Origin of the sequence: Streptomyces sp. NPDC091972, assembly GCF_044756385.1 — a bacterium.
Lineage (GTDB): Bacteria > Actinomycetota > Actinomycetes > Streptomycetales > Streptomycetaceae > Streptomyces.
This window is the reverse complement of sequence record NZ_JBIVSV010000012.1, coordinates 1-20092: the sequence shown is the minus strand read 5'-3', so window position 1 is coordinate 20092 and position 20092 is coordinate 1. Positions and strand designations below refer to the sequence as shown.

Annotated in this window: 19 protein-coding genes; 7 read left to right on the top strand and 12 right to left on the bottom strand. The window is 71.9% G+C overall.

The features are described from left to right. The first annotated feature begins 3 nt into the window (after window positions 1-3). The 3 genes from ACIQJT_RS30510 to ACIQJT_RS30500 are packed head-to-tail and all read left to right on the top strand — an operon-like array spanning window position 4 to window position 2485. Window positions 4-1134, top strand: a complete 1131-nt coding sequence (locus ACIQJT_RS30510) for an ABC transporter ATP-binding protein (protein ID WP_402648916.1) — start codon at window positions 4-6, stop codon at window positions 1132-1134. Next, window positions 1131-1820, top strand: coding sequence for an ABC transporter permease subunit (locus tag ACIQJT_RS30505; RefSeq protein ID WP_365456915.1), 690 nt, complete (start codon window positions 1131-1133; stop codon window positions 1818-1820). The genes ACIQJT_RS30510 and ACIQJT_RS30505 overlap by 4 nt, the downstream gene beginning before the upstream one ends. Further along, window positions 1817-2485 (top strand): ABC transporter permease, encoded by a 669-nt coding sequence (locus ACIQJT_RS30500; protein WP_365456918.1) that lies wholly within the window; start codon window positions 1817-1819, stop codon window positions 2483-2485. The genes ACIQJT_RS30505 and ACIQJT_RS30500 overlap by 4 nt, the downstream gene beginning before the upstream one ends. A 102-nt stretch (window positions 2486-2587) precedes the next feature. On the opposite strand, the gene ACIQJT_RS30495 is transcribed toward ACIQJT_RS30500, so the two are convergent. From ACIQJT_RS30495 to ACIQJT_RS30480, 4 genes are read right to left on the bottom strand one after another with little or no spacing between them, the layout of a single operon-like run. Beyond that, window positions 2588-3190, bottom strand: coding sequence for an ATP/GTP-binding protein (locus ACIQJT_RS30495; RefSeq protein ID WP_365456921.1), 603 nt, complete (start codon window positions 3188-3190; stop codon window positions 2588-2590). Then, window positions 3177-3593, bottom strand: a complete 417-nt coding sequence (locus ACIQJT_RS30490; protein WP_365456924.1) for a DUF742 domain-containing protein — start codon at window positions 3591-3593, stop codon at window positions 3177-3179. Before ACIQJT_RS30490 ends, ACIQJT_RS30495 begins: the two co-directional genes overlap by 14 nt. 19 nt (window positions 3594-3612) lie before the next feature. After that, complete coding sequence (locus tag ACIQJT_RS30485) at window positions 3613-4071, bottom strand: roadblock/LC7 domain-containing protein (protein WP_053849089.1); 459 nt, start codon at window positions 4069-4071, stop codon at window positions 3613-3615. After that, window positions 4068-6698, bottom strand: a complete 2631-nt coding sequence (locus tag ACIQJT_RS30480; protein ID WP_402648910.1) for an ATP-binding protein — start codon at window positions 6696-6698, stop codon at window positions 4068-4070. The genes ACIQJT_RS30485 and ACIQJT_RS30480 overlap by 4 nt, the downstream gene beginning before the upstream one ends. A 368-nt stretch (window positions 6699-7066) precedes the next feature. Between ACIQJT_RS30480 and ACIQJT_RS30475 the strand changes: the two genes are divergently transcribed. After that, window positions 7067-8032 (top strand): ABC transporter substrate-binding protein, encoded by a 966-nt coding sequence (locus tag ACIQJT_RS30475; protein WP_365456930.1) that lies wholly within the window; start codon window positions 7067-7069, stop codon window positions 8030-8032. Between the two features lie 128 nt (window positions 8033-8160). Here ACIQJT_RS30475 and ACIQJT_RS30470 read toward each other — a convergent pair whose 3' ends face one another. The 5 genes from ACIQJT_RS30470 to ACIQJT_RS30450 form a co-directional block, all read right to left on the bottom strand. Then, a complete protein-coding gene (locus tag ACIQJT_RS30470) occupies window positions 8161-8754 on the bottom strand; it encodes an ATP/GTP-binding protein (protein ID WP_365456933.1) in 594 nt (197 codons plus the stop codon). Further along, window positions 8741-9100 carry a DUF742 domain-containing protein gene (locus tag ACIQJT_RS30465; protein ID WP_365456936.1) on the bottom strand — a complete coding sequence of 120 codons (360 nt, stop codon included), beginning with the start codon at window positions 9098-9100 and terminating at the stop codon, window positions 8741-8743. The genes ACIQJT_RS30470 and ACIQJT_RS30465 overlap by 14 nt, the downstream gene beginning before the upstream one ends. A gap of 1 nt (window position 9101) precedes the next feature. Then, window positions 9102-9524 carry a roadblock/LC7 domain-containing protein gene (locus tag ACIQJT_RS30460; RefSeq protein WP_007385469.1) on the bottom strand — a complete coding sequence of 141 codons (423 nt, stop codon included), beginning with the start codon at window positions 9522-9524 and terminating at the stop codon, window positions 9102-9104. A 10-nt stretch (window positions 9525-9534) separates the two neighbouring features. Continuing rightward, window positions 9535-12171, bottom strand: a complete 2637-nt coding sequence (locus ACIQJT_RS30455; RefSeq protein ID WP_402648905.1) for a nitrate- and nitrite sensing domain-containing protein — start codon at window positions 12169-12171, stop codon at window positions 9535-9537. Between the two features lie 71 nt (window positions 12172-12242). Beyond that, window positions 12243-13253 carry a substrate-binding domain-containing protein gene (locus ACIQJT_RS30450; protein ID WP_402648903.1) on the bottom strand — a complete coding sequence of 337 codons (1011 nt, stop codon included), beginning with the start codon at window positions 13251-13253 and terminating at the stop codon, window positions 12243-12245. Window positions 13254-13488: 235 nt separating this feature from the next. Between ACIQJT_RS30450 and ACIQJT_RS30445 the strand changes: the two genes are divergently transcribed. Next, window positions 13489-14220 carry a peptidase E gene (locus ACIQJT_RS30445; RefSeq protein ID WP_365456945.1) on the top strand — a complete coding sequence of 244 codons (732 nt, stop codon included), beginning with the start codon at window positions 13489-13491 and terminating at the stop codon, window positions 14218-14220. A gap of 81 nt (window positions 14221-14301) precedes the next feature. Here ACIQJT_RS30445 and ACIQJT_RS30440 read toward each other — a convergent pair whose 3' ends face one another. Beyond that, entirely contained in the window at window positions 14302-14823 is a 522-nt protein-coding gene (locus ACIQJT_RS30440) for a DUF6114 domain-containing protein (RefSeq protein ID WP_365456948.1), read from the bottom strand. Beyond that, window positions 14823-15488 carry a DUF6230 family protein gene (locus tag ACIQJT_RS30435; protein WP_365456951.1) on the bottom strand — a complete coding sequence of 222 codons (666 nt, stop codon included), beginning with the start codon at window positions 15486-15488 and terminating at the stop codon, window positions 14823-14825. The genes ACIQJT_RS30440 and ACIQJT_RS30435 overlap by 1 nt, the downstream gene beginning before the upstream one ends. Before the next feature lie 663 nt (window positions 15489-16151). On the opposite strand from ACIQJT_RS30435, the gene ACIQJT_RS30430 reads away from it, so the two are divergent. Then, the gene (locus ACIQJT_RS30430) at window positions 16152-16814 is read left to right on the top strand and encodes a Tat pathway signal sequence domain protein (RefSeq protein WP_365456954.1); all 663 of its coding nucleotides are present in this window, start codon (window positions 16152-16154) and stop codon (window positions 16812-16814) included. A gap of 18 nt (window positions 16815-16832) precedes the next feature. Here ACIQJT_RS30430 and ACIQJT_RS30425 read toward each other — a convergent pair whose 3' ends face one another. Then, window positions 16833-17777 carry a lytic polysaccharide monooxygenase gene (locus ACIQJT_RS30425; RefSeq protein ID WP_365456957.1) on the bottom strand — a complete coding sequence of 315 codons (945 nt, stop codon included), beginning with the start codon at window positions 17775-17777 and terminating at the stop codon, window positions 16833-16835. A gap of 382 nt (window positions 17778-18159) precedes the next feature. On the opposite strand from ACIQJT_RS30425, the gene ACIQJT_RS30420 reads away from it, so the two are divergent. Next, window positions 18160-19941: a S8 family peptidase gene (locus ACIQJT_RS30420; protein ID WP_402648896.1), complete on the top strand. Its 1782-nt coding sequence runs from the start codon at window positions 18160-18162 to the stop codon at window positions 19939-19941. Window positions 19942-20092: the final 151 nt, after the last annotated feature.

Genomic DNA, 20092 nt, shown 5'->3' with positions numbered 1-20092 from the left:
GCTTTGATACGGATAGATTCAGTCACCAAGCGGTACCCGGACGGCACGGTGGCGGTCGACCGGCTCTCGTTGGAGATACCCGACCGCTCGATCACGGTCCTCGTCGGCCCCTCGGGCTGCGGGAAGACCACGACCCTGCGCATGATCAACCGGATGGTCGAGCCCAGCGAGGGGACCATCCTGATCGACGGCAAGGACAGCCGGCAGCAGCCGGTCAACACGCTCCGCCGCGGCATGGGCTACGTCATCCAGAACGCCGGGCTCTTCCAGCACCGCACGATCGTCGACAACATCGCCACCGTGCCCCGCATGCTGGGCTGGGGCAAGGAGAAGGCGCGGGCCCGGGCCCGGGACCTCATGGAGCGGGTCGGGCTCGACGGCTCGCTCGCCAAGCGGTACCCCTACCAGCTGTCCGGCGGACAGCAGCAGCGCGTCGGTGTGGCGCGGGCACTGGCCGCCGATCCGCCGGTGCTGCTGATGGACGAGCCGTTCTCGGCCGTCGACCCCGTCGTCCGCAAGGGACTTCAGGACGAACTCCTGCGCATCCAGGACGAGTTGGGCAAGACGATCGTCTTCGTCACCCATGACATCGACGAGGCCGTCAAGATCGGCACGATGGTCGCCGTGATGCGCACCGGCGGCAAGCTCGCCCAGTACGCGCCGCCCGCCGAACTGCTCTCCCACCCCGCCGACGCGTTCGTCGAGGACTTCCTCGGCTCCGACCGGGGCATCCGGCGGCTCTCCTTCTTCCCCTCCTCCGGACTCCGGCTGCTGACCGCACCCGTCGTCGCGGTCGACGCCACCGCCGAGCAGATCGCCGCCCGCGGCACGGACGGGGCCCCCTACCTCCTCGTCACGGACGTGGACGGCAAGCCCCTCGGCTGGAGCGAGCCGCGGGACCTGACGGCGGGGAGCGTCGACGTCGCGCGCCTGCTGCCGTACGGGCGGCCCTTCGTCGCCGGCACCGACTCGCTGCGGGCCGCGCTGGACTGCGCCGTGCTCTCGCCCACCGGGTGGGCGGTCGGGGTCGACGCCGAGGGGCGGGTGGCCGGGGTGGTCTCCCAGCAGGCCATCGGCGAGGCGATCCGCGGGGCGCACGCGGAGGGCCGTACGGACGCGGCGGCCGCCCGGTGAACGGCTTCTTCGACATCCCGAGCGACCTCCAGCACAGCTGGCTCGGTCTCGTCGGCCTCCACCTCAGGGAGGCCCTGCTGCCGGTCCTCGCCGGGCTGCTGATCGCCCTGCCGCTGTCCCAGCTCTGCGTCCGCTTCCGGTGGCTGTACCCGCCCGTGCTGTGGGTGACGACCGTGCTGTACGCGATCCCGTCGCTGGCCTTCTTCGTGGTCCTCATCGACTACACCGGCCAGACCGAGCTCACGGTGATGATCCCGCTCACCGTGTACACGCTCGTCATCCTGGTCCCGGCGATCGTCGACGGCGTCCGTTCGGTGCCGCAGGAGACCCTCGCGGCCGCCACGGCGATGGGCTTCGGACCGGTACGCCGTTACGTCCAGGTCCAGTTGCCGATCGCCGTGCCCGCCATCATCGCGGGGCTGCGGGTGGCGACCGTGTCGAGCATCTCCCTCGTCAGCGTCGGGGCCCTCATCGGCAACCAGGGGGCGCTCGGCAACCTCATCAACGACGCCAACATCTACAACCGGCCCGAACTCGCCGTGAACGCCGTACTGACCATGGCGGTCCTCGCGATCCTCGTCGACGGACTGCTGGTCGCCGTACGACTGCTCCTGACGCCGTGGATGCCGAGCGGCGCGCGTGCGCGGCGCGCGCAGCGGCCCGAACCGGAGGTCGCCGCCCGGTGAACGTCCTCAACTTCATCAACGCCTTCTTCAGCGACAGCGCGCACTGGCAGGGCTACGACGGCATCCCCACGCGGCTCGGGGAGCACGTCCAGTACACCCTGGAGGCCCTCGCCATCGCCGCGGCCATCGGACTGCCGGTGGGGCTCGTCACCGGGCACTTCGGGCGGGGCGGCAACGCGCTGGCCTTCATCGCCGTCGCCGGACGGGCCCTGCCCACCTTCGGTCTGCTGGTGCTGATGACCCTGTCGCTCGGCTTCGGGCTGATCAACGTGATGACCCCGCTGGTCGTGCTCGCCGTGCCGCCGATCCTCGTCACCACCTACGAGGCGATGCGGTCGGTGGACCCCGCCCCGGTGGACGCGGCCCGCGGGATGGGCATGCACGAGGCGGAGGTGCTGTTCCGGGTCGAGCTGCCGGTCGCCCTTCCGCTGATCCTCGGCGGGCTGCGGTCGGCGGCCATCCAGATCGTGTCGACGGCCACGATCGCCGCGTACGTGTCGCTGGGCGGGCTCGGACGGTACATCGTGGACGGGCTCTACCAGCGCAACTACGAGAAGGTGGTCGGCGGGGCGACGCTCGTCGCCGGGCTGGCGCTGGTCACGCTGGCGGTGTTCTGGGGGGTCGCCCGGCTCACCGTTTCCCGCGGGGTGCGCAGGAGCGCCTGACAGGGGCCGCGGTCCGTCGCCCGGCGGCCGCGGCACCGCTGCGGCCGGTCGCGACCACGCGGCGGAGCCGCATGGGGATGCGGCCCAGCGCCCCTGCCGTGGTCACTCCCCGGTACGGGCCAACGCCTGCTCCAGTACGACCAGGAGGGCGTCCCGCACCGAACCCCGCTCCCTCGCGTCGAACACGAGCACCGGGACCCGGTCGTTGACGTCGAGGGCCCAGCGGACCTCGTCCAGGGTGTGCTCGACCCTGCCGTCGAAGGCGTTGACGGCGACCGCGAACGGGATCTGCTTGTGCTCGAAGTAGTCGACCGCCGCGTAGCAGTCGTCGAGGCGGCGGGTGTCGACGATGACCAGGCCGCCGACCGCGCCCTCGACGATGTCGTCCCACATGAAGCCGAAGCGCTCCTGGCCCGGTGTGCCGAACAGGTACAGCTTCAGGGTCGGGTCGACGGTGATGCAGCCGAAGTCCATCGCGACCGTCGTCGTGGTCTTGCGCGGGGTGTGGCTCAGGTCGTCCACACCGGCGGCGACCTCGGTGATGGCCGCCTCGGTGGTGAGCGGCTCGATCTCGGAGATCGAGCCGACCGCGGTGGTCTTGCCCACCCCGAAGCCGCCCGCGATCACCATTTTGACCGGCAGCGGCGGTCGTACGGCGGCGGAGGGCGCGGCCGAGGGCCGGGTGGCCGGTTCAGTCGGTGTCACGGAGTACCCCTCGGGAGTCGGGGATGGCACGCAGGCCGTCGATGAGCCTGCGCAGGACGGAGGCGTCGTGGGTGACGCCGGAGTCGGGCACGTGCACCGTCAGCTGCCCCGCCGAGCGCAGGTCCTCGGCGAGGATCCGCACCACGTTCAGGTGCAGCCGCAGCCGGGCCGCGATCTCCGCGATGGACTGCGGGATCCGGCACGCGGCGACGATGTCGTGCTGTTCGAAGGAGAGCCGGTCGAGCACGGCGAGCCCTTCGGCGGTGGCCACCACCTGGGTCTCGACGGGCATCGTCCGGCCGGACGGATCGGGTGCCACCCGCCCGGCGGTGACCAGGAACGGCCGTACGGCGGGTACGGGACCGCCCGGCTCCGGGTCCGGAGGCGTGCTGCCGTCCGCCATGACTGCGCTTCCTCCTCGGTCAGCGCTTCGACGCGGCGCCGACGCTGTTCTTGAGTTCGAGTACGAGCTGCGGACTGAGCGCGGCACCGGCGCGGTTCGCGAACAGCGTCATCTCGTACGCGATGTTGCCCAGCTTGGCCTCCTTGTCGGTGACCACGCCGAGCACGGCGCCGCTGCCGATCGCGGAGACCAGGACATGGCCGCCCTCCAGGTCGATGATGACCTTGTTGAGGCCGCCCAGGCCGTAGTTGCCGGAGGCACCGGCGGCCAGGCTCGTGATGCCGGAGACGATCGCGGCGAGGCGCTCGGAGTCCGCGTGCTCACGCAGCTCCGAGACGGCGATGAGCAGCCCGTCCGAGGACACGGCGATGGCGTCGACGACGCCCGCGGTCTCCGTCGCGAAACGGTTCAGCAGCCAGGTGAAGTCGGCTGCGGCGGCCTGCAGGTCGGCGGGCGTGTCACCTGTGGACGTGCTCACTGCTCCGCTCCTTCCGGGGAGTGGTTCTGATGGTGCGGGGGGTTGGATGCGCTCTGCTGGGTCTCCGCGTCGTCCCCGGGTACGGGCCGGGCGTGGCTGCCGGTCTCGCTGTCCCGGTGGGCGCGCTCCACGGCCGCCTCGAACTCGTCGAGCGCGTCGCGGACGGCCTCCGCGTCGGCGGGCCGGAGCGGAGCGGTCTTCTGTACGGCGTCGGCACCGACGGTGGTGCGCAGCGTGGCGCCGCGGACCCGGCGGCGCAGGGGGCGGGGGCCGTCGCCCGCCTCGGCACTCGCGGATGCCTGCCCGGTGCGGGCCTTCGGGATGAACGGGGCCGCGGGCGAGGAGGGTTCGGGGGCCGGGTCGCCGGAAGCCGTCTCGCGGGACGGGATGCGGCGGGGGAGCGGGGCGGGCTCACCGTCGGCGGGGGCGGCCGCCGTGACGCCGGGCTCCGGGGCCGCGGTGCTCCGGGGCGTCGGGCCGGTGGGCGCCTCCTGGCCGGAGTCGGACCGTGCGGCCGTAGGACCTGTCGGCCGGGCCGGAGCCGGGGCCGGTGTCGGGTCCGAGCCGGCCTCCGGGGTGCCGGCCGGTGCCGTGGGCGCTTCCGGGGCGGTGGCCGCCGGGACCGCGGAGGCCACCGGGCTCATCGTCAGCAGGAGGGAGGAGGGAATGGTCACCTCGGCCGTCACACCGCCGCCCGGGGTGCGGGAGAGGACCACGCCGACCTCCCAGCGGCGGGCCAGGGTGCCGACCACGAACAGGCCGAGCACCTTCGTCGGGACGAGGTCGAGGCGTTCGCGGCGGATGAGGCGGGCGTTCTCCTCCGCCAGGCGCTCCGGGCTCATGCCGAGACCGTGGTCGGAGATCACGACCAGCGCGCCTTCGTGGCTGTCCTTGACGATCACCTCGACGGGGCTGCCGGCCGGCGAGAACGACACGGCGTTCTCGACGAGTTCGGCCACCATCAGGGTGAGGTCGCCGATGATGTCCGGCTCGACCATGACCTCCGTGCCGGCCTGGAGGGAGACCCGCTGGAAGCCCTCGATCTGGCCGAGCGCGGCACGGACCACGTTGGTGAGGGCGAGCGGCCCCGAGTCGAGGACGGTCTCGCGGATGCCGGCGAGCAGCATCAGGCTGTCGGCGTTGCGGCGCAGGCGGACCGCGATGTGGTCGATGCTGTAGAGGCGTTCCAGCAGCGCCGGGTCGGTCTCGCCGCGCTCGACCGCGTCGATCAGGGCCAGCTGGCGGGTCGTCAGGTTGCTGACCCGGCGGCCCACGTTGCCGAACATCTCGGCGACGTTGCGGCGGCTGAGCACCTGGCGTTCGAGGAGCGCGACCGCGGTGGTCTGCACCTGGTTGAACACGTCGGCGAGATCACCGATCTCGTCCTTCGCGGTGACCGGCATCTCCTGGAGCCGCGGTGTCCCGGTGTCCTCGGTGTCGTCGTCGGCCACCCGGGCCAGCTCACGGCCCGCCACTTCGGCGACCTGCCGGGCGGCACCGGTGAGCGCCTGCACCGGGCGCACCACCGAGCGCCGTACGGCCACCGAGAAGGCGAGCCAGAGCACGAAGCCCAGCAGGGTCGACCCGAGCAGCCAGGCGGCGTTCGAGCGCGCATCCCGGGAGGCGGTGTCGGCGCGGTCGGCGATCTGGTCGATGAGCGAGGTGGTGGTCTTCAGCCGGGTCCGGGCCTGGGTGCGGTAGTCCGGGTAGGAGTCGAGCGCCGTCTGGAAGGCTTCCTTGATCTCGGCCGGGGTCTCCGCCTGGAGCGAGCCGGGGTCGATCTGGAGCTCGGCGTACTGGCGGGCGATCGTCGCCTGGGCCCTGTTGTGCTCGATGTCGCCGAGCTCCGCGGACTGCGCCGGAGTGGCGAACCGGCCGAAGCGTTCGACCTGGTGGGTGTACTCGTCGAAGGAGCCGATCGCGCCGATCAGCTCGATCAGGGCGTTGGAGTCGCCGGTCGTCGCGGAGAAGACGCCGGTCTCGAAGGCGCCGTGCGCGGCGTCGGCGCGCAGCAGCGAGTCGAGCAGGTTGCCGGTGAAGGTGGCGGCGAGGGCCGGGTTGCGGTCGAGCCCGAGGCCGTCGATCAGGCCCTTGGCGGCGTCGCTGTAGGCCGGGTCGATGTTGTCGGCGGGCAGGTAGGACCTCTCGATCGTGTTGCGCAGGTCCTCCAGGCCGTTGACCTCGCGCAGGGCCTCGGCCTCCTCCTCCGGCAGCCGGCCGCCGAAGACCTCCAGGACCTTCTCGACCTGGTTGTCCACGCGGATCTGCGCCTCGCGGTAGGCGGACTGCGAGGGCGCCTCGCCCGCCCGGCTGGACTGGTGGCGCACGGAGAGCAGGACGGCCTGCTGGTGCTCGGCCTCCAACTGCCCGACGAGCTTGGCCACCTGGGCGCTGTCCCGCACCAGCTGTGCCGCGTCCGAGGCGTCCCGGGACTGGCCGACCTGGTCGGCGAAGAGATAGGCCAGCAGTGCGGCGACCACCGCGAGCGGCACACCGACCAGGACGTTCAGCTTGCGCCGGAACGGCCAGCGCTCGGCGAAGTCCCGCAGCCCCCGGTTGCCGCGTGCACCGTCCCGGTCCGGCGGTGGTGCCGACCGGGTGGACGCGTCCACCTCGTTCGTGGACACCAGCCCTCCTTCATGGGTGTCTCGGCCGCCGCGCGTGAACGCTTCTGACCGATTCTGATCGCTACGGGACGGTGCGTAGGAACACCAGAGTGGCTCCCGCACGCCTGTGTGACCGGCGCCAACTGCGGCGAGACTACAGCCTCTTCGGACAGCGCTTGTGGCCGCCCTGAGTCAAGAATCCGTTACAACCCGCGTCGCTCCCCGCGTGCCGGTTTTGCGCTTCCTTCACAACCGACTACGAGTAGAGGCCAATTGTGACCAGGCCGCTCTTGACTGGGCTGGAACGGGCTGGATTGGATCAGTGCAAGGGCTTCCCCGCACGAACGCCCTGAACCCCTTGGCAGCCCCTGAGTTCCGGAACGGAAATCGTGACTTACACCGCCGCACACCGCAGGTCCCTCAGGAAGAACCCCGGCGTGGCCGCCGTCGCGCTCGCCGCCGCCACGGTGCTGCTGGCCGGGTGCGGGTCCTCCGACGACTCCTCCGACCCGCTGAGCGAGGACACCGGAGGTGCCGCGAGCGGCGACACGGTCGTCGTCGGCTCGAACAACTTCGCCGAGAGCATCCTGCTCGCCGACATCTACGGCGAGGCCCTGAAGGCCAAAGGCATCAAGGTCACCTACAAGCCCAACATCGGCAGCCGCGAGACCACGTACGGGCTGCTCAAGAACGGCTCCATCACCGTCCTGCCCGAGTACAACGGCTCGCTGCTCGCCTACCTGGACAAGGACGCGGCGCAGAAGTCCGCCGAGTCCGTGAACGCCGCGGTCAAGGCCAAGCTCGACTCCAAGCTGACGCTGCTCGACTCGGCGCCGGCCGAGGACAAGGACTCCGTCTCGGTCAACGCGGACACCGCGAAGAAGTACAACCTGACGGCCTCGTCCACGCTCGCCGACCTCAAGGACATCGCCCCGGAGCTGGTCATCGGCGGCTCGCCGGAGTTCCAGACCCGGCAGCAGGGGCTGCTCGGCCTCGAGTCCCAGTACGGCCTGAAGTTCAAGTCCTTCAAGGCCCTCGACGCGGGCGGCCCGCTCACCCAGGCGGCGCTCAAGAAGAACACCGTCCAGGCCGCGGACATCTTCACGACCGACCCGACCATCACCAAGGAGAAGTTCGTCGTCCTCCAGGACCCGAAGAACCTCTTCGGCTTCGCGAACGTGACCCCGCTGGTCTACAAGTCCGGTCTCACCCAGGAGGGCGTGGCCGCCCTGAACGCGGTCTCGGCCAAGCTGGACACCAAGGCGCTCCTCGACATGGACTCCCAGGTCCAGCTCGACAACAAGGACCCGCTGGACGTGGCCAAGTCCTGGCTGAAGTCCAACGGCCTCGGCTGACGGCCGGCAGGACGGAACGGACCGGGCCCGGCGCGGAGCGACTCCGCGCCGGGCCCGTCGTCATGTGCGGGACTCCGGGCCGCGGAGCCGGACGCGAGGGGGCGGTGCGCGGTCGGTGTCCGGGGTGGCTAGTCGACCGCCGCCGCGATCAGGAGGTCCAGGAGGGTGATCAGGACGTCCCGGGAGGACTCACGGCGGCGGGCGTCGCACAGGACCACCGGGACGGTCTCCGGGAGGGCGAGGGACTCCCTGATGTCCTCGGCCGGGTACGGGTGCAGGCCGTCGAAGCCGTTCACGGCGACGACGAAGGGGATGCGCCGGCGTTCGAAGAAGTCCACGGCGGCGAAGCTCGACTCCGGGCGCCGGACGTCGATGAGGACGACCGCGCCCAGGGCACCGACCGCGAGGTCGTTCCACATGAACCAGAACCGCTGCTGCCCCGGCGTGCCGAAGAGGTAGAGCACCAGCTCGTCGCTGATGGTGATCCGGCCGAAGTCCATGGCCACCGTGGTGGCCCGCTTCTCCTCGATCCCGGCGAGGTCGTCCACGTCCAGGCCCGCGACCGTGAGGGGCTCCTCCGTGCGCAGCGGGGTGATCTCGCTGACCGACCCGACCATGGTGGTCTTGCCGACCCCGAAGCCCCCGGCGATGAGGATCTTCACGGTGTCGGGTGCGGCGGGCGTACCGGCCGTCCCGGTGGCGAGCGTGTCAGAGCCGGCCAAGGCCTTCCCTCACTTTCTGCAACAGGTCCAGGTCCGGAGCGCGGGGTGAGACAGGGCGCGGCGGGTGCGCGGTGATCAGGCCCTCCTCCAGGAGGTCGCACAGCATGATCACGACCACGCTGACCGGGAGGTCGAGCAGCGCGGCCAGTTCCGCCACGGCGACCGGTCGGGCGCACCGGCGCAGGATGCGGGTCTGCTCGGCCTGCGGGCGCGGGGCCCCTTCCGGGGGCGGGACGACCGCGGTCACCGTCGTGATGAGGGTGAAGTCGGCGCGGCTGGGCCGGGTCCGTCCGCCGGTCAGGGCGAACGGTCGTACCAGCCGCCCCGACGCGTCACTGTCGGTCACCTCACCCGCCGGTGGGGCCGATGCCGGCCCGCGGTGCCGCGCTGAGGTGCTCGCCGATCTTCTTCACCAGCATGTTCATCTGGTACGCCACCACGCCGACGTCGGCGTTCGGTCCCGTGAGGACGACGAGGTGGGCGCCGGGGCCCGCGGAGGTGAGGACCAGGAAACTGTTGGCCATCTCGATGAGCGCCTGGCGCACCGGGCCGCCCCGGAAGTCCATGCTGACGCCCTTGCTCAGGCTCATCAGACCGGACGCGGTCGCCGCCAGCCGCTCGGCGTCGTCGCGCAGGAAGCCGGTGGACTTGCTGACGACCAGCCCGTCCTCGGAGAGCACGACAGCCTGCGTCACGTCGGCGACCCGCTCCACGAGTCCGGTGAGCAGTTGGTCGAGCTGGGTGTGCGTGGCGGGGGTGGGGCGTGTCATGGCGTGTCCTTCATGAGCGATCGGTGTGGGGAGTACGGGCGGCGACGGTCCGGTCCTGCGGGGTACGGGTCCCGTCGGGGCCCGGGGGACCGTTCGTGGCGGCGGTGCTCACTTCCTCGGGGGTCTCGAGCGGGTCGGGCCCGTGAGCGGTCGGCTGGTGCTCGTTCGGCTCCTTCGGCTCCTTCGGCTCGTTCGGCTCGGAGCTGAGGGCGGTCTGCGCGGTGGGTCGCTGAGAGGTGTCGTCGAGGGCGTCCTCGCCCCGGGCGCGGAGGGTGCCGCGCTGGAACCCGGCGAGCGAGGACGCCGCGTGCTCCGCGGTGAACTCGTCGGCGTCCTCCTCCTCGGGCACGGCCACGGCCTCCTCGCGCAACTCGACGGCGAGACTGGTCTGCGGCACCCGCCGGGGCAGGGGGGTGAGGCCGTCGGGACGGGGGGCGGGGGTGCCGGGCGTCGGGGGGAGGGGGCCGGCGTCCCGCTTCCCGGCCGCTGACCTGACGCCGGCTGCCGGCTTCGCGTCGGACTTCGAGTCCGTGCCGGGCACCGGCTCAGCGGCGGCGGCCGGCTTCTCCCGGGTCACCGACCTGGCCGCGGGCACCGACTCCGCCTCGGTGGCCGACTCCGTGGTGCCTTCCGTACCGGCCGAGGCCCCGGCCGTCGCCCCCGCGGTCGGCGCCGGCGCCGACCCGTCCCGGTCCACCGTCCCGTGCTCCGTCCCCTGCTCCTCGTCCCGTACGACGATCTCGTGCGGGATCAGGACGATCGCCGTGGTGCCGCCGTACGGCGAGGAGCGCAGCGTCACCTGGATGCCGTGGCGGTCGGCGAGGCGGGCGACGACGAACATGCCGAGGCGCAGATCGTCCGCGAGGGCGACCACGTCGAACTTGGGGGCCTCGGCCAGGTGGGCGTTGAAGGCGGCGTACTCGTCCTCCGACATGCCGAGGCCACGGTCCTCGACCTCGACCGCGAGCCCCTTGGCGACCAGGGCCGCCCGCACCGAGACGGGACTCGGCGCGGGGGAGTACAGCGTGGCGTTCTCGATCAGTTCGGCCAGCAGGTGGATCACGTCGGCGACCGCGGGCGGGGCCAGGCAGACCTCCTCCTCGGTGCGCACCTGCACCCGGTGGTACTCGGCGACCTCGCCCACCGCACTGCGCAGGATGTCGACCAGCGCGACCGGCTCGGTCCAGCTGCGCCGGGGCCGGCCGCCGCTGATGATGACCAGGTTCTCCTCGTAGCGCCGCAACTGGCTTGCCGTGGAGTCGAGTTCGTACAGTCCTGCCAGGACGTCCGGGTCCTGGTGCTGGCGCTCCAGCGTGTCCAGCTTGCTGAGCTGGAGGTTGACCAGGTTCTGGCTCTGCCGGGCGATGCCGAGGATCACCTTCTGGAACCCCCGCCGGGTGTCGGCGAGTTCGACGGCGGTCACGACGGCCGTCCGCTGTGCGGCGTTGAACGCCTGGGCGACCTGCCCCAGTTCGTCCGAGCCGTAGTCCAACTCCGGTGCGGCCCGGTCCACATCGACCTTGTCGCCCCGCTCCAGCCGTGCGACCACGTCCGGCAGCCGCTCCTGGGCGAGGCCCAGCGTGGCCTCCCGAAGGCCCCGTAGCCGCCGGGACAGCGAGCGGGTGATCCGCCAGGACATGACGAGGCAGACCAGCAGGGCGATCAGTCCGCCCGCGCTGGCCAGGGCCGCCGTCAGCAGCTGCTCGTGCGCCTTGTCCGCGCTCCGGGTCAGCAGCGCCGAGGTCTGCTGCCGGATCAGGTCGCTGTACCGGACGGAGACCCGCTGCATCGCGGCGGACCACCGCTTGCCCGCGTCCGGCAGGGCCACCCGCCCGGTGCCGGCGGCCGGCCGCGCGGCCAGGACCTGGTCCTCGACCGCCGTCATGGTCCGCCAGTCCGCGCTCCCGAGGATCCGCTCGGTCTGCGTCTTCGCGTCGCCGCTCAGCGCGGGCACGATCTGGTCCTCGACGAGCCACCGGCGGGTGTTCACCAGCTGCACGAAGTGCTCCCAGGCCTTCTCGTCGAGGTGCCCGGACGGCCAGGCCAGGGTGAGCGCCACATCCTCCTGGGAGGTCAGTTCCGCCGCGTGTTCGATCGCGACGAGCGGCCCCGCCTGCGAGGTGAGGTCGCCGTCGTCGACCTGCGAGAGCTGCTGGAAGGCGTGGATCTGGTCGTCGATGATCGACGTGTACTGGTCGAGGGCCTGCTCGGCGGTGATGTCGGTGGGGTGGTCCACCTGGTCGCGGTAGTACTCCAGGCTGCCCACCGAGCCGAGGACCGAGTAGAGCTGGTCGGCGATGCGCGCGGGTGCCCGCTGGATCTCCTCGGAGCGCCGCACGAGCTTGGCGACCGCCGCGTCGGTGGCCGCCCGCTTCTCGTCGAGGGCGGCCCGGGAACCGGGCACCCCGGCCAGCCAGGCGGCGGACAGCGCGCGTTCCCCCTGGAGGGCGAGCGTGGCCTCGGTGCCCATCGCGCCGGTCGACCTGCTCAACTCGGTCTGCGAGCGCAGCCGTAGCCCTTCCGAGAACAACTGCGTGGTCGTCACACCCCACATCGCGGTGAGCGTGACGCTCGGCACCAGCGCCAGCATGATGAGGGAGAGACGTATGGAGCCGAGGCGGCGGCGGGCGCCTTTCCGGTCGGGCATGGTCGTCCTTGGGCGGTCAGGGGAAGGGGGTTGTCCTGCGGTCGGTCTCCGCCGTGCTCACTGCGGGACGGTCAACGGGTGCCCGCGGCGGCGAACTTCGCGACCGAGGCGACGTTCGTCCGGGTGACGAACGCGGGCCCGGTGAGCACCGGGGCCACACCGCCCCCGCTGACGTTGCCGTTGGTCCGGTACAGCCACAGCGAGTCCACGGCGAGGTAGCCCTGGAGGTACGGCTGCTGGTCCACCGCGAACTGCACGGTCCCGGCGCGGATCGCCTTGACCAGGTCGTCGTTGAGGTCGAAGGTGGCGACGCGGGCCCTGCTGCCCGCGGCCTTCACCGAGTCCACGGCGTCCAGCGCGAACTGCGCGCCGAGCGTGACGACCTCGTCGATGTCGGCGTCCTGGCGCAGCCTGGCCGTGAGCACGGTGTCCACGGCCTCGGGGTCGGTGCCCTCCACGTACACGTTCTCGGTCTCGCCGCCGAAGGTCTTCCGCACCCCGGCGCAGCGCGCCTCCAGGGCGACGTTGCCGCGCTCGTGGACGACGCACAGCACGTGCCTGGCCTTCAGGCCGTTCAGCTTCTCCCCGACGGCCGCGCCGGCCACGATCTCGTCCTGGCCGAAGTACTCCAGCAGTCCCTGCGACTTCCAGGCGTCAATACCGGAGTTGAGGCCCACCACCGGAATGCCGGCCGCCCGTGCCGCGGCCACCGGGGCCTTCATCGCGGCGGGCTTGGCCAGGGTCACGGCGATGCCGTCCACCCGGTCGCCGATCGCCTCGCGCACCAGCCGGGCCTGCCCCGCCGGATCGGAGTCGTTGGCGAACGTCAGATCGACGCCGTCCTTGGCGGCGGCGGCCTCGGCGCCCTTGCGCACACGCTCCCAGAAGGCGTCCCCCTCACCGCCGTGGGTGATCATGGCGAACCTCAGCCCCGAGGCGTCCGCTCCGTCCGCCGCGCCCGTGCCGGACCGGGAGTCGTCGCCGGCGCCTGAGCAGCCGGCGAGCAGCAGGGGGGCGACGGAGAGGAGGGCGGCCACGCGCAGGGATCTGTGGGGAGTCCGAGGTGGGGGAGGAGTGTTCATGGGGTGCGGCACCTCGCTGTGCGGCCTGGCAGGCGGAACGTGAAAGGGACCGGAACGCGGGCGCGTGGCCGGTTTGAACCTTCACTGGCCAGGAGCCAACCGCGTGTGACCGCCGGTAGTCAAGTGATCAGCCCCTTGTAGTGACTTCTCGGTCCCGCATCGTAATGATCTTCAGGTCGGCGTACGGGGGCCGCCGCCGCCCCTGCTCCGGCGGCAGCTGATTAGGATCACGCGTATGGCCGCAGAACCGACGATCGTCGCCACCTCCGGAGGACACCGCACGGGCGGCCGCACCATGGTGTCGTTCCACGCACTGGTGCACCACGCCGTCGACCTCTCCGGCGCCCACGGCCGCAGGCCGCGCGTGATGTACGTCGGCACGGCCATCGGGGACGCCGAGCACTTCACGGCACGGATGCACGAGGCGGCACGGACGGCCGGCTTCGACCTCACGCCGCTCCAGCTCTTCCCCATGCCCAACCTCGACGACGTCGAGGGCACCGTCCTGGAGCAGGACGTGGTGTGGGTCATGGGCGGCTCGGTGGCCAACCTGCTCGCCGTGTGGCGGGTGCACGGCCTCGACCGGATCATGCGCGGGGCGTGGGAGTCCGGCGTGGTGCTCAGCGGGGTCAGCGCGGGCTCCCTGTGCTGGTTCCGGGGCGGCACCACCGACTCGTACGGCCCCGAACTCCGCCCGCTCACCGATGCGCTGGGCTTCCTGCCGTACGGCAACGGGGTGCACTACGACAGCGACCCGGGCCGCCGCCCGCTCGTCCACCGGCTCGTCGCGGACGGCACCCTGCCGGCCACCCACTGCACGGACGACGGCGTCGGACTGGTCTACCGCGGCACCGAACTCGTCGAGGCCGTGACCGAGGTGCCCGGGAAGGGCGCCTACGTCGTCACGCGCGACGGCGACTCGGCGGTCGAGGAACGCGTCGAACCGCGCAGGCTGCCCGGCGTGTGACGGGCGTGCCCGCGCGGTCCGGGCCCCGGGAGGGGAAGGCGGATGCGCGGTCCGGCTGCGGGCGCGGCCCCGTGGCCGGGACTACTGGGCGGTCCCCGGAGCGCCGGTGGCCGTCACGGCCTGGGCCGTGTGGCTGCCGGTGGCGTCCTGTCCCGTCCCAGGCCCTTCCTGGGGTGCCAGCTGTGCCGTCCGGCGCCGCTCGCGGCGGCTCACCCGCGGCTCCTGGTCGGGCAGCCAGCCGAAGGTCAGGACGCTTCCCACGACCCCCAGCAGGAGGCCGACCATGAAGCCGCCCATGTTCGAGGTGACCCAGGTGCCCAGGGAGACCAGGACGCCGGTGATCGAGTAGAAGAGGCGCTGGGCCGGGCTGAAGAGGATCAGCAGGCCCAGCAGCACCATCAGGGTCGGCAGGAGGTAGCCCGCCACCCCCTGCATCCCGACATGGATGACGACCTTCAGCGAGGCCTTCATGGTGAGCAGGATCCACGCCCCGCCCAGGGTCAGCCACAGCCCGCCGAAGAAGGGGCGTCCGTTCACGAAGCGGGTGAACGCGTCCTGGCTGTCCGCGTTCCGCCGGGCGCCCACCGGCTCCTCGCCCTCCATCAGCAGGCCTTGCTGCTGAAACTGAGCTTGAGGCCGGGGAGCTTGAACACGCCCGCCGTGGTCGCGTAGTTGGTCTGCCGCAGGTCGCCGATGTGCACGGTGTCGGCCTGCTGGCTGAAGACACCGATGGGACCCTTCACACCCGCCTTGGTGAGGGTGCTGGCGTCGTTGCCGATCTCGATGTTGTCGAAGGAGGCGTTGCCGGACAGCTCGGTCGAGTCCGTGGTCAGGTCGGTCGCCTGGACCTTGTCCTTGCCCGCGCCCGCCTCGATGCGCAGGTTGGTGCCGCCCAGGTCGACGCTCTGGCACAGCTTGGTGAGGGTCGCGTGCTTGATGGCGGAGGTCACGACCAGCACCTGGCCGCCGGTGTCGCCGGCGTTCGGGCTGTTCTCCGCCATGTTGTCGAGGCCGCCGAACTGCTCGAACCCGGTGCCGTCGAGTTCCGTCGCGGTGACCGTGAAGGGCATGCCGGAGATGGCGAACTGGACGCCCAGCGCGCCCTCGGCGGTCAGGATCGCCATGCCCGCGGTGATCGCGACGGCCGGCACGGCCATGATCGCGGCCCGGCGGCCCCGGACCCGCCCGCGTCTCGCGGAACTGCCGGGGGCTTGGGGGGCGGAACCGCTTTCGGGAATCTCGGGGGTGGTGCCGACGGACGAGGCCATGTGCTGCTCCCAGGGCATAGTCGACGCACGAGGGGTTCACGTGCGGATGTGCGGCTTCAGTGGCTTGTTGTCCTGGCGCGGACAGCGGCTGCGGGGTACGTCTCCTCCCAACCCCCGGCGGCTGCAAGGGCTTTCACGTACTCCGCGGTAATGACACGGAAGTTACCGGCGGTTACGCCCGTGGGTCAAGCAAGTTGTGCGTAAAGGGTGTCGATTATGTGGCACCCGTGATCAACAACGTCGTCACCGATGACAAAAACACGGCGTTCGATGATCAACTCCCTTGCAGCACCTTGACGTTGACGAACAATCAGGTCTACAACTCTCCCTGGCCTCCCCGGATCCGTGGCGCCGGATCCGAGCCGTCGGGCGGCATCTGCCCGCGTCCCCGGACCATCTGTCCCGCACGGGCTCCGCACCGCCCGAGTCCGACCCTCCACGGCACCCGAACCGGCCGTATCCCCCTGGACCGCACCGGGCTCGCCCTCTCTCGCCCGGTCCGGCCGGAGCCCTCCCCCATAGGGCCCGGCCGGTCACCGGCCTGATGCCGTTGCCGGTCCCGTCACGTACGGAGAAGGCGTGACGGGACCGGCAACGGCGGGACGCCGACGCGCGTCCGCGCCCCCCACACCCACCCTCACCTCAGGAAAGAGGCAATCCCCCATGCGTATGCGTTCTCTGCTCTCCCTCACCGCCGCTGCCGCCGCCTTCGCGCTCCCCGTGGCCGTGGCCGCTTCCGCGCCCGCCGCCGCGGCCGATGTCGCGGTCCTCACCACCGGCGCGGTCGGCGGTGCCGATGTCGCCGAGGGCACGACCATCAGCGCCTCCCTGGCGAGCGGCACCACCGCGACCCTCTACTCCAGCTCGACCGGCACCAGCGGGATCACCTGCTCGGCGTCCACCTTCACCGCCACCGTCGGCAGCAACCCGACCGCTCCGGGCACCGCCACCGAGTCCCTGACCGGGCAGACCTTCAGCAACTGCACCTCGAACGTGGTCGGTGTCCTCGGCGTCACCAGCATCACGGTGAACAACCTGCCGTACTCCACCGCGGTCTCCTCCGACGGCACCGTCGCCGTGACCCCGGCGAGCGGTTCCGCCATCCAGACCACCGTCGTGCTGCGCACCCTGCTGGGCAGCGTGAGCTGTGTCTACCAGGCGGCGGCAGGGCTGTCCGGCACGGCGGACAACTCCGACAACAGCATCACCTTCGCCAACCAGCAGTTCAGCCGGACGTCCGGTTCCTCGCTGTGCCCCGCCAACGGTTTCTGGAGCGCCAAGTACAGCCCGGTGACCGCGGGCGGCGAGCCGGTCTACGTCAACTGAGCACCGTAGAGCGGTAGTTCAGCGTCGGCGCAGATGAAGCGCCAGGGCGGCGCCCCCGGTGAGCACCAGCACCGCGGCGGCGCCGCCCGCCATCACGGGCGCGGACGGTCCCGAGCCGGGACGTGCGTCGGCCGCCACCGGAGTGGAGTCGGGCACGGCGCCGCCCGCCGACCGGGCCACGGACGGAGTCGGCGAGGGTGCGGCGGACGACGTGGCCGGAGCCGGCTTCCGCGCCGGCTTCTTCTCCGCCGCCCTCGACCGGCTCGGCGAGGCGGCGGCACTCGCCCCGTCCCCGTCCCCGTCCCCGCCTGCGGCCTCGGCCGTCGCCGGGAACACCACGTCCGAGCACGAGTAGTAGGTGTCCGCCGTACTGCTGTTCTGCCAGATCGTGTACAGCACCTGCCGGCCCGTACGGTCCCTCGGCAGCGTCATCCTGATCCGGTACGCCCCGTCCGTCAGCGCCGGGTCCGTCACCCGGGCGAACGGCTGCTCCGGAAGATCGGACCACGAAAGCGGCTTCGACGGGTCGTAGCCCGGCTTCGTGAGGTACATGCGGAACGTGCCGGTGTGCGGGATCGTCGAGGCGTACTTCATGGTCAGGGTCGCGCCGGGGGACAGGCGCGTGGCCGGCCAGTCGGAGCGGGCCAGGTCGAGGCCCCGGTAGGCGGGCAGGCCGCCGCTGCACAGCTTGCCGTCGGGGATCGTCTGCCGGTCCCGGCCGTTCACGTTCGCGACCCTCAGGTTGTCCCACGCCGTGAAGGGCGAGCCGTTCGCCGACACGGCGGCCCGGCACGCCGCCGTGCCGGAGGACGCGCCGTCGGGGGAGCAGGCGAACACCCTGCTGACCGGGTCCGTGGGGGCGCCGTGGGCCTGCGCGGGTGCCGCCGCGAACACGGTCAGAAGGAACGGGGCCAGGGCGGCGGCGGCCGCCGCACTCGTACGACGGGCGGTTGTCCAGGGCATCCGGGCCATCCGGAACGCCTCCTCGGGCGGCGCGGGAACGACGGGCTTCCGTGCAGTACGGGCCACGGCCCCCGCGCGTTCACCGACGCACCGGGTCGTCCGCCGGAGTGCGGACGCGGGCAAAGGGGCCCTCGACGGTCAACCGGCCATCGCAGAGGGTCGGTTCCCGGCCGGATCAAGGGTTTCCCCTGTATCCCCATGACCTGCTCTTTGCCTATCGTTCGACCACAGCGGACCCACAGGCGACCCCGAACGGGTCCCGCTTCCCCGTCTTGGCCGGCCCCCGCGCGCTCCTGGCTTCACCCCCCCCCGCCGCTTCATCGACGAAGCGATTCGACTGCTGCTCCGCGCTGCCCGGAGCACGGCCCCGAAAGGCAAGCCCTTGCGTACCTCCCCCTCCCTGCGCCGGAAGCTGATATCCGCCGCCGCCGTCTCCGCCGCCCTGCTCTCCGTCGGCACGGCCTCCGTCGCCGTCGCCCAGGACACCCCCGCCCAGGAGACCGCCGTCCCGGCCGCGCTCACCGAGGCCGCCCCCGGCGTCCAGGCCGAGCGCCTCATCGTCGGCTACAAGTCCGGTGCCGCCGAGGCCACGTCGAACAAGGCCGCCGAGGCCGACGCCGCCGCCAAGGACGCCGACTTCCAGCGCAGACTCGGCACCGGCGCCGCCCTCGTCGACCTGGGCGCCGACCCCAGCAAGGCCGAAGTGGCCGACGCCGTCGCCGAGTTCAGGGCCGATCCGCAGGTCGCCTACGTCGTGCCGGACCGCCTCAACAAGCCGCAGGCCGACCCGAACGACACCGAGTACGCCAAGCAGTGGGACCTGTTCGAGGCCACCGCGGGCATGAACGTGCCCGGCGCCTGGGCCAAGTCCACCGGCGCCGGCGTGACCGTCGCCGTCATCGACACCGGCTACGTCACCCACTCCGACCTGGCCGCGAACATCGTCGCCGGCTACGACTTCATCTCCGACACCGCGGTCTCCGTCGACGGCAACGGCCGCGACAGCAACCCCGCCGACCCGGGCGACTACTACGCGGCGAACGAGTGCGGCGCGGGCATCCCGGCCTCCAGCTCCTCCTGGCACGGCACCCACGTCGCCGGCACGATCGCCGCGGTCACCAACAACAGCAAGGGTGTCGCGGGCATCGCGTACGGCGCGAAGATCTCCCCGCTGCGCGTCCTCGGCAAGTGCGGCGGCTACGACTCCGACATCATCGACGCCATCACCTGGGCGTCCGGCGGCACCGTCTCCGGCGTGCCCGCCAACACCAATGTCGCCAAGGTCATCAACATGAGCCTCGGTGGCGACGGCGCCTGCACCTCGGCGACCCAGACCGCCATCAACAACGCCGTCAGCCGCGGCACGACCGTCGTCGTGGCCGCCGGCAACGAGAACGAGAACGTCTCCGGTCACTCGCCGGGCAACTGCAACAACATCATCTCGGTCGCCGCGACCAACCGCTCCGGCGCCAAGGCCTCCTACTCCAACTACGGCTCCCTCGTGGACATCTCGGCGCCCGGCGGCCAGACCAGCACCGGCACCGCCAACGGCATCCTGTCCACGCTCAACTCCGGTGCCTCGACGCCCTCTTCGGAGTCGTACGCCTACTACCAGGGCACCAGCATGGCCACCCCGCACATCGCGGGCCTGGTCGCGCTGATGAAGTCCGCGAACTCCGCGCTGACCCCGGCGCAGATCGAGACCGCCATCAAGAACAACGCCCGTCCGCTGCCCGGCGCCTGCTCCGGCGGCTGCGGCGCGGGCCTGGCCGACGCGGCGAAGACGGTGGCGGCCGTGAGCGGCGGTACGACGACGGGGACGACCTTCTCCAGCACCACCGCCGTCGCCATCCCGGACAACGGCTCGGCGATCGAGTCCCCCATCACCGTCAGCGGCCGCAGCGGCAACGCTCCCTCGGCCCTCCAGGTCGGCGTCGACATCACCCACACCTACCGCGGTGACCTGGCGATCAGCCTGGTGGCCCCGGACGGATCGGTGTACAGCCTGAAGGCGGCGAGCTCCTCGGACTCCGCCGACAACGTCAACACCACCTACACCGTCAACGCCTCCGCCGAGACGGCCAACGGCACCTGGAAGCTCCGCGTCCAGGACACGGCCGCGCAGGACACGGGCACGCTCAACGGCTGGAAGCTGACCTTCTGAGCGAACTCCCGCGAACGAGGGGGGCGGGCCGGGGGGGGGGGGCCCCGCCCGCCCCCCCCCCGGGGGCCCCCCCGGGGGGGGGGGCGCCCCGCGACCGGTGCGCCCCCCACGTACCCGCCCGCCCTGGAAGCCCGCCCTCCTGCCCCGCCCG